Annotated in this window: 15 protein-coding genes; 14 read left to right on the top strand and 1 reads right to left on the bottom strand. The window is 69.1% G+C overall.

Annotated features, from left to right (window positions below; genetic code table 11):
- Positions 1-78: 78 nt before the first annotated feature.
- The 10 genes from ftsZ (at position 79) to KXC42_RS14295 (ending at position 10752) form a co-directional block, all read left to right on the top strand.
- A complete protein-coding gene (gene ftsZ, locus KXC42_RS14340; RefSeq protein ID WP_217579688.1) occupies positions 79-1314 on the top strand; it encodes a cell division protein FtsZ in 1236 nt (411 codons plus the stop codon).
- The gene (gene pgeF, locus KXC42_RS14335) at positions 1311-2057 is read left to right on the top strand and encodes a peptidoglycan editing factor PgeF (RefSeq protein WP_039585191.1); all 747 of its coding nucleotides are present in this window, start codon (positions 1311-1313) and stop codon (positions 2055-2057) included. The genes ftsZ and pgeF overlap by 4 nt, the downstream gene beginning before the upstream one ends.
- Complete coding sequence (locus KXC42_RS14330) at positions 2054-2785, top strand: YggS family pyridoxal phosphate-dependent enzyme (RefSeq protein ID WP_039585192.1); 732 nt, start codon at positions 2054-2056, stop codon at positions 2783-2785. Before pgeF ends, KXC42_RS14330 begins: the two co-directional genes overlap by 4 nt.
- A 32-nt stretch (positions 2786-2817) precedes the next feature.
- Complete coding sequence (locus KXC42_RS14325) at positions 2818-3480, top strand: cell division protein SepF (protein WP_006554133.1); 663 nt, start codon at positions 2818-2820, stop codon at positions 3478-3480.
- Positions 3481-3636: 156 nt separating this feature from the next.
- Entirely contained in the window at positions 3637-3927 is a 291-nt protein-coding gene (locus KXC42_RS14320) for a YggT family protein (protein WP_006554132.1), read from the top strand.
- Positions 3928-4078: 151 nt separating this feature from the next.
- On the top strand, positions 4079-4933 hold the full coding sequence (locus KXC42_RS14315; protein WP_006554131.1) for a DivIVA domain-containing protein: 855 nt from the start codon (positions 4079-4081) through the stop codon (positions 4931-4933).
- A 63-nt stretch (positions 4934-4996) separates the two neighbouring features.
- On the top strand, positions 4997-5269 hold the full coding sequence (locus tag KXC42_RS14310) for a hypothetical protein (RefSeq protein WP_006554130.1): 273 nt from the start codon (positions 4997-4999) through the stop codon (positions 5267-5269).
- A 260-nt stretch (positions 5270-5529) separates the two neighbouring features.
- Complete coding sequence (ileS, locus tag KXC42_RS14305; RefSeq protein ID WP_219129184.1) at positions 5530-8688, top strand: isoleucine--tRNA ligase; 3159 nt, start codon at positions 5530-5532, stop codon at positions 8686-8688.
- Positions 8689-8812: 124 nt separating this feature from the next.
- Positions 8813-10123 (top strand): DNA polymerase IV, encoded by a 1311-nt coding sequence (locus KXC42_RS14300; RefSeq protein ID WP_219130491.1) that lies wholly within the window; start codon positions 8813-8815, stop codon positions 10121-10123.
- A gap of 122 nt (positions 10124-10245) precedes the next feature.
- On the top strand, positions 10246-10752 hold the full coding sequence (locus KXC42_RS14295) for a hypothetical protein (RefSeq protein ID WP_033097609.1): 507 nt from the start codon (positions 10246-10248) through the stop codon (positions 10750-10752).
- 78 nt (positions 10753-10830) lie between these two features.
- Here the strand turns inward: KXC42_RS14295 and KXC42_RS14290 are convergent, their stop codons facing one another.
- The gene (locus tag KXC42_RS14290; protein WP_037216823.1) at positions 10831-11787 is read right to left on the bottom strand and encodes a hypothetical protein; all 957 of its coding nucleotides are present in this window, start codon (positions 11785-11787) and stop codon (positions 10831-10833) included.
- Between the two features lie 66 nt (positions 11788-11853).
- On the opposite strand from KXC42_RS14290, the gene lspA reads away from it, so the two are divergent.
- The 4 genes from lspA (at position 11854) to rarD (ending at position 15107) form a co-directional block, all read left to right on the top strand.
- Positions 11854-12468: a signal peptidase II gene (lspA, locus tag KXC42_RS14285; protein WP_006554125.1), complete on the top strand. Its 615-nt coding sequence runs from the start codon at positions 11854-11856 to the stop codon at positions 12466-12468.
- 14 nt (positions 12469-12482) lie between these two features.
- Complete coding sequence (locus KXC42_RS14280; protein ID WP_170318568.1) at positions 12483-13391, top strand: RluA family pseudouridine synthase; 909 nt, start codon at positions 12483-12485, stop codon at positions 13389-13391.
- 3 nt (positions 13392-13394) lie between these two features.
- Positions 13395-14042: a hypothetical protein gene (locus tag KXC42_RS14275; protein WP_006554123.1), complete on the top strand. Its 648-nt coding sequence runs from the start codon at positions 13395-13397 to the stop codon at positions 14040-14042.
- A 123-nt stretch (positions 14043-14165) separates the two neighbouring features.
- A complete protein-coding gene (gene rarD / locus KXC42_RS14270) occupies positions 14166-15107 on the top strand; it encodes an EamA family transporter RarD (RefSeq protein WP_373922157.1) in 942 nt (313 codons plus the stop codon).
- Positions 15108-15118: the final 11 nt, after the last annotated feature.

Below are 15118 nucleotides of genomic sequence, written 5' to 3'. Positions count from 1 at the left end.
ACCGACATCGAGTCAGACCCAGACCCAGCACCACCCGGACACCATGCACCACCCGGAACTTCAGGAAGGCGAGAGCACATGACGCCCCCGCACAACTACCTCGCCGTAATCAAGGTCGTCGGTATCGGCGGTGGCGGCGTGAACGCGGTCAACCGCATGATCGAGCAGGGACTCAAGGGAGTCGAGTTCATTGCCGTCAACACCGACGCGCAAGCCCTGCTCATGTCGGATGCCGACGTCAAGCTCGACGTCGGCCGCGAACTGACCCGCGGACTCGGCGCCGGCGCAGACCCGGAGGTCGGCCGCAAGGCCGCCGAGGATCACAAGGACGAGATCGAAGAAGTACTCAAGGGCGCCGACATGGTCTTCGTGACCGCAGGCGAGGGTGGTGGAACCGGTACCGGCGGCGCTCCCGTCGTCGCGAGCATCGCCCGCAAGCTCGGCGCGCTCACCGTCGGTGTCGTCACGCGTCCGTTCTCGTTCGAGGGCAAGCGCCGCGGCAGTCAGGCCGACACCGGCATCCAGACGCTGCGCGAGTCCTGCGACACGCTCATCGTCATCCCCAACGACCGGCTCCTCCAGCTCGGCGACGCCGCCGTCAGTCTCATGGACGCCTTCCGCTCCGCCGACGAGGTGCTCCTCAACGGTGTCCAGGGCATCACCGACCTCATCACCACACCGGGTCTGATCAACGTCGACTTCGCCGACGTGAAGGGCGTCATGTCGGGTGCCGGCTCCGCGTTGATGGGCATCGGCTCGTCGCGCGGCGAGGGGCGTGCGATCAAGGCCGCGGAGGCCGCGATCAACTCGCCGCTGCTCGAGGCGTCGATGGAAGGCGCGCGCGGCGTGCTGCTGTCGATCGCCGGCGGATCCGATCTCGGCCTGTTCGAGATCAACGAGGCTGCCTCGCTCGTGCAGGAGGCCGCGCACATCGACGCCAACATCATCTTCGGCACGGTCATCGACGACTCGCTCGGCGACGAGGTCCGCGTGACCGTCATCGCCGCGGGCTTCGAGGGCGGAACGCCTGCCCGCCGTCCCGTCGAGGTCGGCCAGCAGCAGCAGGGGCAGGCGCAACAGCAGCCTCCGCAGCAGCAGCAGCAGCAGCCGGCCGGTCGGCCCGGTGCGATCGGCGTCGCGCGCGCCGGCGAACTCGGCCGTCCCGAGCGCGAGACCGTCGAAACCACCCCCGTGCGCGAGCAGCCCCCCGTCGGCAGCCAGCCGCCGGCCGGAGGCGGCAACGCACCCCGCAGCGTGGACATCGACGACGACGGTGACGACGACGTCGACGTGCCGATCTTCATGCGCCGTTGACGGCTCCGCACCGCCTGCTGCGCGCCCGCCGGGTCGTGACCACACGAGCCGGCGGGGTGTCCGCAGCTCCGTACGACAGTTTCAACCTCGCCGATCACGTCGGTGACGACCCGGCCGCAGTCGCTGCCAACCGGCGGCGGCTCGCGTCCGTCATCGGGTTGCCGCCCGAGCGGTTCGTCTGGATGGAACAGATCCACAGCCGCAACGTCACCGTGGTCGACGCGCCGGTGCCCGAACCCGTTCCCGCCACCGATGCGCTCGTCACCCGCGAGACCGGGCTCGCGCTCGTGACCCTCAGCGCCGACTGCGTGTCGATCCTGCTGTCCGACGAGGTGGCCGGGGTGATCGCCGCGGTGCACGCCGGCCGGGTGGGGGCGCGCATCGGGATCCTCCCGCGCGTGCTCGACGTCATGGTCGATCTCGGCGCCCGCCCCGATCGCATCGGTGCGCTGCTCGGACCGGCCGCGAGTGGCCGGCAGTACGAGGTGCCCGCGGCGATGAGGGCCGATGTCGAGGCACACTTGCCCGGTAGCGCGACCCGCACGAACCGCGGTACTCCCGGACTCGACCTGCGTGCCGGACTGCGCCGCCAGCTCGCCGATCACGGCGTGACCGCCGTGGTGGAGGATCCGCGCTGCACGATCGAGGACACCTCGCTGTTCAGCCACCGGCGTTCGGCACCCACGGGGCGGTTCGCCTCGGTCGTCTGGCTCGAGGAGGCCGGCGAGGAGGGAACGGCGTGAGCCCCACCTCCGAGGAGCGGCGCGACGAACTCGCCGGACGTCTCGCCGCCGTACGCGAGCGGCTCGACGCCGCGGCGCGCGCCGCCGGACGCGATCCGTCGGACGTCGCGTTGCTGACGGTCACCAAGTTCTTTCCCGCCTCCGACGCCGTGCTCCTCCACGAGCTGGGATGCGAACGCTTCGGCGAGTCCCGCGAGCAGGAGGCGAGCGCGAAGATCGCCGTGTTCCGGGAGAGCGTCGACGCGCCGGTCGAGTGGCACATGATCGGTCGGGTGCAGCGCAACAAGGCCCGTGCCGTCGCCCGTTGGGCGCACACGGTGCACTCGGTCGACAGTCTCCGTCTCGTGCAGGCCTTCGAGAAGGGGGCGCGGGCCGCCCTCGACACCGGCGAACGCACCGGACCGCTGCGGGCACTGCTGCAGGTCAGCCTCGACGGCGACCGGGAGCGCGGCGGCGTGGTCGCCGAGGATCTTCCCGCCCTCGCCGAGGCGGTCGCCGCGTCCGAGGTCCTCGAACTCGGAGGCTTGATGGGAGTGCCGCCGCTCGGGTGGGAGCCCGAACGGGCATTCGAGCAGCTTCACGCCATGCATGCACGGTTGCTGCAGGACCACCCGGCGGCGGTGGAGCTGTCCGCGGGCATGTCGGGTGACCTCGAGCACGCGGTTCGATGGGGTTCGACGTGCGTGCGTGTCGGAACGGCGGTGTTGGGGTATCGACCGTTAGCCTGAATGACATCCGCCGCGCGAGGGAAAGGCGATCGATGAGCACACTCCACAAGTTCAAGGCGTACTTCGGGATGGTGCCGCTCGAGGATTACGAGGACGAGTACCTCGACGATCCGGCGAGTGGCCGCCGCGACCGTGATCGCGACTACGGCGAGGCCACTTATGGCGGCTACGCGCCGTCGCATCGCGACGAGTACGCCCCGTCGCACCGCGAGGAACCGGTTCGCGAGTTCGAGCACGACGAGTTCGACCGGTACGAGCCGGCACCGCGTCCGCGGGTCGAACCCATCACCGCTCGCAGTCCCCGTCCGGCGCCCACCCCGGCCCGCGCGGTTCCCAGCCGTGCACCACTGACGGCGGAGAGCCGGCTCGAGCGCGCCGAGCCCCGGCGTGGTGCGCTCTTCGACGAGGGAGGTCCGTTGTCCAAGATCACCACGTTGCGCCCCCGCGACTACAGCGAGGCGCGCACGATCGGTGAGCGTTTCCGCGACGGAACGCCGGTCATCATGGACCTCGTCGAGATGAGCAACGCCGACGCCAAGCGACTCGTCGACTTCGCGGCCGGGCTCGCCTTCGCGCTGCGCGGTTCGTTCGACAAGGTGGCCACGAAGGTCTTCCTGCTCTCGCCCGCCGACATCGACGTCTCCGCCGAGGAACGGCGGCGTATCGCCGAGACCGGCTTCTACAACCAGCAGTAGTCGACGCGCGCTGCGCGGGCGTGCACCCGGCACGTCCGTCGCGGCATGCCCGTCGCCGTCCCTCGAGCGTTCCGACACGCCCGGCCATGATGCAGATCACTGCAGGCCGGGCGTTTCGGTTTTGATCGACCCGTCATCGTCGGGCATTGTGGGCAGGTGGCCGTTTTCGAGGTGCTGTGGTTCCTGCTGTTCATCTTCTGGCTTCTGCTGATCGGACGGATCATCGTCGAGTTCATCAGAACTTTCGCGCGGGAGTGGAAGCCGTCCGGCTTCGTGGTCGTCGTTCTCGAGGCGATCTTCACGGTCACGGATCCGCCGGTGAAGCTGCTGCGGAGACTGATTCCGCCGCTCAATCTCGGTGGTGTACGGCTCGATCTGTCCATCATGGTCTTGCTGTTCATCGTGTATTTCCTCATGGCATTCCTGCCCAGGGGCGGCGCAGCATGATGCCTGCGTCGGACGTCGGGTCGAGCCGTCCCGGAGCTGCCGTGTGCCACAATGGAGTGCCATATACAGTGGGTTTTGATACGCGTAACGCACTGTCGATTACTCAGAACGCCTGCTTGACCGCTTACTCGACGCGTGAAGGGATCCTTCCATGCCGCTGACACCAGCTGATGTGCACAATGTCGCGTTCAGCAAGCCTCCGATCGGGAAGCGTGGTTACAACGAGGACGAGGTCGACGCCTTCCTCGATCTCGTCGAGCAGGAGTTGACGAACCTCATCGAGGAGAACGCCGACCTGCGTCAGCGGGTCGCCGAACTCGACCAGGAGCTTGCCGAAGCCAAGAAGGCGCCGCGCAGCGCGTCGTCGTCCGCGCCGGCGGCCCCGTCCAAACCCGAACCCGCGCGTGTCGTCGAGACACCCAAGCCGGAACCCGCCCCGGCTCCGGCTCCGGCACCCGTCCCGGTCGCCGCTGCGCCGTCGAGCGGCGACGCGAGCATGCAGGCCGCCAAGGTCCTCGGGCTCGCGCAGGAGATGGCCGACCGCCTCACCGGCGACGCCAAGGCCGAGGCCGAGGAGCTCGTGCGCAACGCTCGGACCAACTCCGAGCAGCTCGTCTCCGACGCCCGCACCCGCAGCGAGGCGATGATCGCCGACGCGCGGCAGAAGTCCGACGCGATGCTCGCCGATGCCCGCACCCGTTCGGAGACCCAGCTGCGTCAGGCCAAGGAGAAGGCCGACGCGCTGCAGGCGGACGCGGAGAAGAAACACACCGAGATCATGGCCACGATCAACCAGCAGCGTTCGGTGCTGGAGGAGCGCATCGAGCGGCTCAAGACGTTCGAGCGTGAATACCGGGTGCGCCTGAAGTCCTATCTGGAGTCGCAGCTCGAAGAGCTCGAGCAGCGCGGTTCCGCCGTTCCGGTGGACGGTGGACAGGAAGTGTTCAACCAGTCCAACTCGTCGTCGTCGTTCGGATCGTCGTCCTTCGCGAAGGGCAACAGCTGACCGACGGTCTCTCCGGCTCGTGCTGTACGGCCTGGTGCTGTACCTCGGTAGAGGAGGAGCGTCGTGCTCGTCGTCACGCTGGTACTCGCAGCTGTCGGATTCGGTCTTCTCGTGATCGCGTTGATGACCGGTTCGGTGCTCTGGGCATGGGGTTGTATCGCGGTGTGCGTCGTGGGAGCGGTGCTCCTGTTGGCGAGCACGCTCGGCGGACGGAGTTCGGCCGAAGGTGAGTGGGCCGATCCCCGTTCCGTCGGGCAGGCCGGAGCCTCGGGCGGACGTCCCGGTCGGCGTGCATCGCGCCGGCGTCGCGGCGACCGGAATTCTTCGGATCGCTGAAGCGTCCTACAATATGCATCACCGAGCGTGAAGCTCGGTCCCGCGATCGCGGGCGGCGTCGATCCGGCCATCACCGGGGAGCCTCCGGAAGAACGGCGACCTTGCCGGTCGCCCAGTAGAACCGGACGGGTGGGCCCGTCACAGCCCGAACGAGTGGCCGTCCCCCGGGACGAGCAAGCGGGGTGGTACCGCGGTGGCCGTGCACGCGCACGGCGATCGTCCCCGTGCCGAGACGTATCCAGGCACGGAGGAGCCACGCTGTGACCGAGAACCACGCTGCACCGGATCCCACCGCAGCAACCGCCGGCAGTACTGCCGGATATCCGCGCGTCGACTACGACCTGCCGCGCGATTCGGGTGTCGATTTCCCGGCGCTCGAAGAATGTGTGCTCGCACAATGGGCCTCCGACGGCACCTTCGAGGCCTCGCTGCGCAACCGCGACGGCGCCGACGAGTTCGTCTTCTACGACGGCCCGCCCTTCGCGAACGGACTCCCGCACTACGGGCACCTGCTCACCGGCTACGTCAAGGACGTCGTCCCGCGTTTCCAGACCATGCTCGGCAAGAAGGTCGACCGTCGCTTCGGCTGGGACTGCCACGGCCTGCCCGCCGAGCTCGAGGCGGAGAAGCAGCTCGGCATCAAGGACAAGTCCGAGATCGACTCGATGGGCGTGGCCGAGTTCAACGCCTACTGCAAGCAGTCGGTGCTGCGCTATACCGGTGAGTGGCGCGACTACGTCACCCGCCAGGCACGCTGGGTCGACTTCGACAACGACTACAAGACCCTCGACCTCGACTTCATGGAGTCGGTCATGTGGGCGTTCAAGTCGCTGTACGAGAAGGGCCTGATCTACCAGGGCTTCCGCGTGCTGCCCTACAGTTGGTACGAGCAGACGCCGCTGTCGAACCAGGAGACCCGTCTCGACGACGCCTACAAGATGCGTCAGGATCCGGCGGTCACCGTCGACATGGTGCTGCGCGCCCCCGGCTCCGAACTCGACGGCGCGTGCGCGCTCATCTGGACCACCACGCCGTGGACCCTGCCGTCCAACCTCGCGATCGCGGTACACCCCGAGATCGAGTATGTCGCCGTGCGCGGGGCCGACGACAAGACCTACCTGCTCGCGCAGGATCGTCTCGGCCACTACGCCCGCGAACTCGGCGAGGAGCCCGAGGTGCTCGGCCGTTACCGCGGCACCGACCTCGTCGGTCTCGCCTACGAGCCGCCCTTCGACTTCTTCACCGGCCGCGAGAACGCCCACCGGGTGATCGCCGCCGACTACGTCACCACCGAGTCCGGCACCGGAATCGTCCACCTCGCACCGGCTTTCGGTGAAGAGGACATGGAGTACTGCCAGCGCAACGGCATCGAGCTCGTACAGCCGCTCGATCCGGGCGGCAAGTTCACCTCGATGGTGCCGCCGTACGAGGGTCTGCAGGTCTTCGACGCCAACCCGGCCATCATCAAGGACCTCAAGGCCGCCGGAAAGCTTGTGCGGCACGAGACCATCGAGCACTCCTACCCGCACTCGTGGCGGTCGGGTCAGCCGTTGATCTACATGGCGGTGCCGTCGTGGTTCGTCGCCGTCACCCGTTTCCGCGACCGCATGGTCGAGCTCAACCAGCAGATCACGTGGGTGCCCGAGCACATCCGCGACGGTCAGTTCGGCAAGTGGCTCGAAGGTGCCCGCGACTGGAACATCAGCCGTAACCGCTACTGGGGCAGCCCGATCCCGGTGTGGATCTCGGACGACCCGGAGTACCCGCGTGTCGACGTCTACGGTTCGCTCGACGAACTCGAACGCGACTTCGGCGTGCGGCCCACCGACCTGCACCGGCCGATGATCGACGAACTCACCCGGCCGAATCCCGACGACCCGACCGGGAAGTCGACCATGCGTCGCGTCCCCGAGGTCCTCGACTGCTGGTTCGAGTCCGGCTCGATGCCGTTCGCCCAGGTGCACTATCCCTTCGAGAACCGCGACTGGTTCGACACGCACTACCCGGGCGACTTCATCGTCGAGTACAACGGCCAGACCCGCGGCTGGTTCTACACGCTTCACGTCCTGGCCACCGCGTTGTTCGACCGTCCCGCCTTCAAATGCGTTGCCGCCCACGGCATCGTTCTCGGCGACGACGGCCTGAAGATGAGCAAGTCGAAGGGCAACTATCCCGACGTCAACGAGGTCTTCGCCCGCGACGGTTCCGACGCGATGCGCTGGTTCCTCATGTCCTCGCCGATCCTGCGCGGCGGCAACCTCGTCGTCACCGAACAGGGTATTCGCGAGGGCGTGCGGCAGGCGCTGCTGCCGCTGTGGAACGCGTGGAGCTTCCTCCAGCTGTACGCGTCGAAGCCGGGCGCCTGGCGGACCGATTCGACGAACGTGCTCGACCGGTACATCCTCGCCAAGCTCGCGCAGACCCGCGACGTCATCACCGAGGCACTCGAGACCGTCGACATCGCCGGGGCGTGCGACGAGCTGCGCACCTTCTGCGACGCGCTGACCAACTGGTACGTGCGCCGCTCGCGGAACCGGTTCTGGGACGAGGACACCGACGCGATCGACACCCTCCACACGGTGCTCGAGGTCGTCACGCGCCTGGCCGCGCCGCTGCTGCCGATGGCGTCCGAGGTGATCTGGCGGGGTCTGACCGGTGGTCGGTCGGTGCACCTGGCGGACTGGCCGGCGGCCGGCGACCTGCCCTCGGACCCCGCGCTCGTCGCGGCGATGGACGAGGTGCGCGGGGTGTGCTCGACCGTGCTGTCGCTGCGCAAGGCCCAGAAGCTGCGCGTGCGGCTGCCGCTGCCCGAGGTGACGGTGGCGACGCCTGGTTCGTCGCATCTCGATCCGTTCGTCGATCTCATCAAGGACGAGGTCAACGTCAAGCGGGTCGTGACCACCGACGACGTCGAGGCCCACGGCCGGTTCGAGGTGGTCGTCAACGCGCGTGCCGCCGGTCCGCGTCTCGGCAAGGACGTGCAGACGGTCATCAAGGCCGTCAAGGCGGGAGACTGGACGCAGGCGGAGGACGGCACGGTCACCGCGGCCGGCATCGCCCTGCTGCCCGAGGAGTACACCAGCCGTCTGGTCGCGGCCGAGCCGGAATCCACCGCCGCGCTGCCGGGTGGCAACGGCCTGGTGGTCCTCGACACGGCCGTCACCGAGGAACTCGAGGCCGAGGGCTGGGCCAAGGACCGCATCCGCGAGTTCCAGGACGCGCGCCGCAACCTCGGCCTGGAGGTCTCCGACCGCATCTCGGTGCGGTTCGAGGTTCCCGCCGAACGCGCCGAATGGGCTGCCCGCCACCGGGATCTGATCGCCGGCGAGATCCTCGCCACGACCTTCGAACTCGGTGCCCCCGAGGGCGAGGCGATCGAACTCGGCGAGGGAACCCGCGCGTCCATCGTCAAGGCGTGACCGGGCCGGTGCTTCCGGGAGGATCGAGCGTCCTTCCGGAAGCACCGGTCTGCGGCCTCCCACCGGACGTGTGGGTGCGGCGCACTAGTCTCGACACGTGCCCGCTTCCGTGAGTCGGCGCTGGGTGTTGCACCTGGATCTCGACGCGTTCTTCGCGTCCGCCGAGCAGTTGACCCGGCCGACCCTGCGGGGCCGGCCGGTCCTCGTCGGTGGGCTCGGTGCCCGCGGGGTGGTGGCCGGCGCGAGCTACGAGGCTCGCGTCTACGGTGCGCGCTCGGCCATGCCGATGAGCCGGGCACGGCGCCTCGTCGGACCGGCGGCGGTCGTGCTGCCTCCGCGCGGAATCCTGTACCGCGAACTGAGCGGACTCGTCTTCGACACCCTGCGCGCCCGGATCCCCATTCTCGAGACCCTCTCGCTCGACGAGGCGTTCGCCGAACCTCTCGAACTGGCCGGCGCCGACGCCGACGAGGTCGAACGCTTCTGTGCGGAGCTACGCGAACACGTCAGGGAGAAGACGGGTCTCGTCGCCTCCATCGGAGCAGGATCGGGTAAGCAGATCGCGAAGATCGGGTCCGGTCTCGCGAAACCGGACGGGCTGCTCGTCGTCCGGCCCGAAGGCGAGCTTCCGTTGCTGCACGGCCTGCCGGTGCGCAAGCTGTGGGGGATCGGTCCGGTGGCCGAGGACCGGTTGCGGCGACTCGGTATCGAGACCATCGGCGATCTCGCGGCGCTGCCCGTCGCCGAGGCCGCGTCGATCCTCGGCGGCACCATCGGACCGGGATTGCACCGGCTCGCCAACGGATTCGACGACCGGCCCGTCGCCGAACGCGCCGAGGCGAAACAGGTCAGCGCCGAGACCACCTTTCCCACGGACATCGTCGAGATGCCCGGACTGCGGCGGGCGATCGCCGCGTCCGCGACCGCCGCGCACACACGCCTGCGCAAGGACGGGCGTGCCGCCCGCACGGTGGTGCTCAAGCTGCGCAAGGCCGACATGTCGGTGCTCACCCGGTCGTCGACCCTGCCCTACGCCACCGAGGACGTGCAGGTGCTCACCGCCGCCGCCCAGCGCCTCGCGCTCGATCCCCTCGAGATCGGCCCCGTCCGGCTCGTCGGGGTGGGTTATGCGGGTCTGTCCGCGATCGCGCAGGACACCCTGTTCCCCGAACTCGACCGGACGACGACCGAGGGGGCCGGACCGGCCGAGGAGGACGACGAGGAGCGCGTCGTGGCGAGCGGGCCGGCCACCCGGTGGACGCCGGGCGCCGACGTCTGCCATCCCGAATTCGGGCACGGATGGGTGCAGGGCGCGGGCCACGGCGTGGTCACCGTCCGCTTCGAGACACGCAGCACGGGTCCGGGACCAGCGCGGACGCTCGACGAGAACGATCCCGACCTCACCGTCGCCGACCCGCTCGCGAGCCTGAACTGAAACATGTTCCCGGCGCCCTCATGGTCTTCTTACTACCGCCGGGTACTCTTGCGGGCGATCCGCTGCCGGATGACCGAGCACGACGAACACATCGTGCACGACCGAACGAGAAGGACGAGAAGTTGAAGCTTCGCAAGATCACCGTCGCCACCGTGGCGCTCGCCGCCGCCCTCACGATGTCCGCCTGCAGCTCGGACGACGGCGGTAGCTCCTCCGAGACGACCGCGAAGACCAGCACGACCACGACCGCCGCGGCTCCGGCCGTCGACTACCCGCCGGTGCCCACCGTCGAGGAGCTCAACGCCGACCTCGCGCGCGCCTTCGACCTGAGCGTCCCGGCCGCCGAGAAGACCGACCTGGTTCAGGGTGCCGAGGAGGATCCGGAGCTGATCAACATGGTCGCCCAGGCGGCCAACGACGCCGGTGTGCAGGTCAACGTCGTCGACGTGACCGACAACGAGAACGGCACGATCACCGCCGGTGTCGAGATGGCGCTCGCGGGCAGCGACCAGCCGTCCTTCGGCACGGTCGACTTCGTCGCCGAGGACGACACCTGGAAGGTGTCGAAGGACTACGCGTGCTCCATCGTCATCAACATGGCGCAGCTGCAGTCCCCGGCCTGCGTGTGATGTAGTACTCGTCCCGAACGAACCGACGGCCGGCGCGGATCATCCGCGCCGGCCGTCGGTGTTCGTCCGTCTCCCGGACTACTGATCCGGGGTGTTCCAGCCCACCCGGTCGACCTGCGACTGCGACAGGCGCGTTCCGCCGTCCGGCTCGACGTAGGTCTGATCGCCGCGCACCGTCAGTTCCCCGCCGACGGGCAGGGGGAGCGACGCGTCGATCGTCATCGACCCCTCACCGGCCATCGTGTACTGCTCGATGTCGAGACGGCCCTGCCCGTTCGGCAGCACCCAGGTGGACTCGCGCGGTGTCTGTTCAACCTTCACGTCGACCGTGATGCGGTCGTCCTCCCGCTCGACGAGCGTCGCCGTCCCGACCTGGTCGAGGGTGATGCCCGCGCTCATCACCTGCTGGTGGATCTCCCACACCGCGCCCACCCCGACGGCTTCCTCCGGGAACGAGACGATGCGATAGACGGCCTGGTAGAAGGCCTGCTCGATCGCCGACCGTGCGATATTCGCCGCATCGGGAGTGGGCTCGAGGCGCAGCGCACTGATCGCGCCGGTGGGGCCGATCGTCAGTCCGGCTCCGGAACCCTCGGCATCGGACAGTGCCGATCCGAGCGTCTCGTCCGGCGACGTCGCCGATCCGACGGTGATGTCGACCACGGTGCTCGGGTCCTCGTCGGAGACCGCCCGCTCGACCGTCGCCGAGAGCGGAAGGGTCAGCTCGGGAGTGGAGAAGTCCTGCTGCGGGTCGTCGCCGACGCGCTGGAAGACCTCGGACCGGGTGGTGAGGACGACGCCCTGCTGCACCCCGGCCTCCGGTACGAGCCGCACCACCGATCGGGGTTCGGCACCGGGGTCGAGCACTGTCGTGGTCACCGCCGACACTGGCACCGTCACCTCCGTCGATGTCGCCGCCGTGACGGCGGGCGCGCCGTCCGAAGGACCACCGCAACCGGCGACGAGAGCGGAGAGGGACAGCACAGCCGCGAGGGCACACGGCCCCGAGCGGGGGAATCTGGACAGCGCAGGCACGCCACCCAGGGTAGCCACGACGGGAGGGGGAACCGCCGCGGTCGTCCGGTAGGGGATGATGGAGCGGTGACGAACGAAGCTTCCCGACCCGACCGCGACGCGGAGACGCCGGATCCCGGTCGTGCCGACGAGCCGTCCCCCTCCGTCGGCCGGCGCATGCTGCGGCCGCTGCTGCTCGTGGCGCTCGTCGTCTACGTCGCGGATCTGGTGACGAAGGTGCTCGCCGTCCACTACATCGACCCAGCCGATCCGATCTCGATCGTCGGCGACACGGTCACCCTGACACTCGTCCGCAATCCCGGTGCCGCGTTTTCCATGGCCACGGGCATGACCTGGTTGCTCACGCTGGTCGCGATCGCCGTCGTCGTCGGCGTCGTGAAGATCGGCCGGACCCTGAGATCGAGGTGGTGGGCGCTCGGCCTCGCCCTCGTCCTCGGGGGAGCGCTCGGCAATCTCACCGACCGTCTGTTCCGCTCGCCCGGACCGCTGCAGGGCCACGTCGTCGACTTCGTGTCGGTCGGATGGTGGCCGGTGTTCAACGTCGCCGACTCGGCCATCGTGTGCGGAGCGATCCTGCTCGTGGCCTTGACCGTCTTCGGCGTCGAACCCGACGGTGGTGCCTCGAAGGGCCGGGACGGAGCGCCGGGTGCGGACGAAACGAGAAAGGAATCACACCAGTGAGGGAAACCCGCGCGATGCCCGTACCCGACGGGCTCGACGGGATGCGTGTCGATGCAGGCCTCGCGCGCCTGCTCGGTCTGTCCCGGACCGTGGTCGCCATGCTCACCGAGGAGGGCGCCGTCGTGGTCGACGGCGCGGCGGTGGGCAAGTCCGACCGACTGTCCGCAGGCTCCTGGCTCGAGGTGGAACTGCCCGAGCCGCCCCGCCCCCTGACCATCGAGGCCCAGCCCGTCGAGGGCATGGAGATCCTCTACGCCGACGACGACATCGTCGCGGTCGACAAGCCCGTGGGTGTCGCCGCCCACGCGAGCGTCGGCTGGACCGGACCGACTGTGATCGGCGGCCTCGCCGCCGCCGGCTACCGGATCTCCACGTCCGGCGCCCACGAACGCCAGGGCATCGTGCACCGGCTCGACGTGGGCACCTCCGGCGTCATGGTGGTCGCGACGTCCGAACGCGCCTACACCGTCCTCAAGCGCGCCTTCAAGGAACGCACGGTCGACAAGCGGTACCACGCGCTCGTCCAGGGGCATCCCGACCCGAGCAGCGGCACCATCGACGCACCGATCGGCCGCCACCGCAGCAGCGACTGGAAGTTCACGGTCACCGCCGACGGCAAACCCAGCGTGACGCACTACGACACGATCGAGGCGTTCCAGGCCGCGAGCCTGCTCGACATCCATCTCGAGACCGGTCGGACCCATCAGATCCGGGTGCACTTCTCGGCACTGCGTCACCCCTGCTGCGGCGACCTCACCTACGGAGCCGACCCACGTCTCGCGGCGCGTCTCGGTCTCGAACGGCAGTGGCTGCACGCGTGCACCCTCGGGTTCTCGCACCCGACGCGCGGGCACTGGGTCGAGATCACCAGCAAGTACCCTCCGGATCTCGAACACGCGCTCGCCGTGTTGCGCAACGCCTGACCGATGGGACGTGTCCTGCCCTGGGCGTCGGTCGTCGTTCTCGTCGTCGCGGTGCTCGTCGCCGGGTGGACCTCACCGCCGCGGACGGCCCCCGTGGGGAGCGACACCCTCGGCCCCGACAACGGGGAAGCGGTCGCCGACTATCTGGCACGGGCCGCGGACAGCCTGAGCGAGGCGGCAACGGACGGCGACCTCGAGCACTGGGGACTGGTGTCCTTCACCGACGCCGTCGGCATCGACCGGGTAGTCGAACGCACCGACGAGGTGCGCGTGGCGCAGGTGCTGTTCCGCGTCCCGATCGACCGCGTCCAGACACCACTGGTGCCGGTCGCGGTGCCGGAGAACCCGGAGGCGGTGCGTCGTGCCCCCTCGGTCGCCGCGGGCCGGCTGAGCCTGGTGGAGTTCGGGACCGAACGCGCCGCGCGGGTCGGGGCGGTCTCCGCGCAGCGGCTCGCCGACGGCTGCGACTGCGTCGTCGCGGCGGTGCTCCGGGGTACTCCCTCACAGTTCCGGGCCGTCGCCGACGCCCCGGACGTGCGGGCCGTGGAGGTCCTGCCCGCAGACGCGATCGCGGGACGCTTCGCGGTGACCCCGCTGCTGCCCACCCACGTCGAGACGGTCGTGCCCGGCCCGGACGACGGGGAAGTGTGACGGTGCGGTGGATCCCGTCTCGGAACGACAGTGTCTCGGAAAGACAGTGTCTCGGAAAGACAGTGTCTCGGAACGACAGTGTCTCGGAACGACAGCGCACCGGCGGAGCCGTGGGGTGAGCCGGTGAGCGACTCGGAGGATCGGAACGACTCGGGGCAGCGGAACATCGTGCGCACCGGGGTGCTGTGCGGTCTGGGTGCCTACGGTTTGTGGGGACTGTTCCCCGCCTACTTCGGTCTGCTCGAACCCGCCGGCGCCGTCGAGATCCTCGCGCACCGCGTGCTGTGGACCCTCGTGCTCATGCTGATCGTACTGGGCGTCATGGGACGCCTCCGCACCCTGCGCGGCCTGTCGGCCCGCACCTGGGGCCTGGTCGCCGCGGCGTCCACCGCGATCGCGGTCAACTGGGGCGTCTACATCTACGGCGTCGTCTCGGGCCGGGTCGTGGAGACCGCACTCGGCTACTTCATCAACCCGCTCGTCAGCGTGGTGTTCGGTGTCCTGTTCTTCCGGGAACGATTGCGGCCGGCGCAGATCGCGGCGCTGGTGCTCGCGGTGTGCGCGGTGGTGGTCATCACCGTCGACTACGGCAGACCGCCGATCATCGCCCTGACCCTGGCGCTGTCCTTCGCGTCCTACGGGGTGATCAAGAAGATCGTGCCGCTCGATCCGCGCACGTCCCTGACAGGGGAGGGGATCGTCGCGGCCCCGTTCGCGCTCGGGTACGTGATCTTCCTCGCGGTGACCGGCACCGGCACCTTCCTCGGGCACGGCGTGGATCACACGGCCCTGCTCGTATCGGCGGGGCTGGTGACCGCAGTGCCGCTGCTGCTCTTCGGCGCGGCCGCACAACGGGTCCCGCTCGCGACACTCGGCATGCTGCAGTACCTCACGCCGAGCCTGCAGATGACATGGGGTGTGGTGGTGCTCGGGGAGGACATGCCCGCCTCGCGGTGGATCGGTTTCGTCCTGATCTGGATCGCCCTGGCGGTGTACAGCACGGACGCGCTCGTGCGGGCCCGTCGTCAGCGTGCCGTGGTCACTGCGGAGCCTCGCGCGGCTTAGACTCGTCTCTG

It is taken from the genome of Rhodococcus sp. LW-XY12, from assembly GCF_019317345.1.
GTDB lineage: Bacteria > Actinomycetota > Actinomycetes > Mycobacteriales > Mycobacteriaceae > Rhodococcus > Rhodococcus pyridinivorans.
The sequence above is the reverse complement of the archived record's forward strand: the minus strand, read 5'-3'. Positions and strand labels throughout refer to the sequence as shown.

Excerpts from the sequence above, each read along its gene's own strand:
- KXC42_RS14275 (WP_006554123.1), top strand. The coding sequence starts at position 13,395 with ATGGGACGTGTCCTGCCCTGGGCGTCGGTCGTCGTTCTCGTCGTCGCG.
- KXC42_RS14280 (WP_170318568.1), top strand. The coding sequence starts at position 12,483 with ATGCCCGTACCCGACGGGCTCGACGGGATGCGTGTCGATGCAGGCCTC.
- ftsZ (WP_217579688.1), top strand. The coding sequence starts at position 79 with ATGACGCCCCCGCACAACTACCTCGCCGTAATCAAGGTCGTCGGTATC.
- KXC42_RS14315 (WP_006554131.1), top strand. The coding sequence starts at position 4,079 with ATGCCGCTGACACCAGCTGATGTGCACAATGTCGCGTTCAGCAAGCCT.
- KXC42_RS14325 (WP_006554133.1), top strand. The coding sequence starts at position 2,818 with ATGAGCACACTCCACAAGTTCAAGGCGTACTTCGGGATGGTGCCGCTC.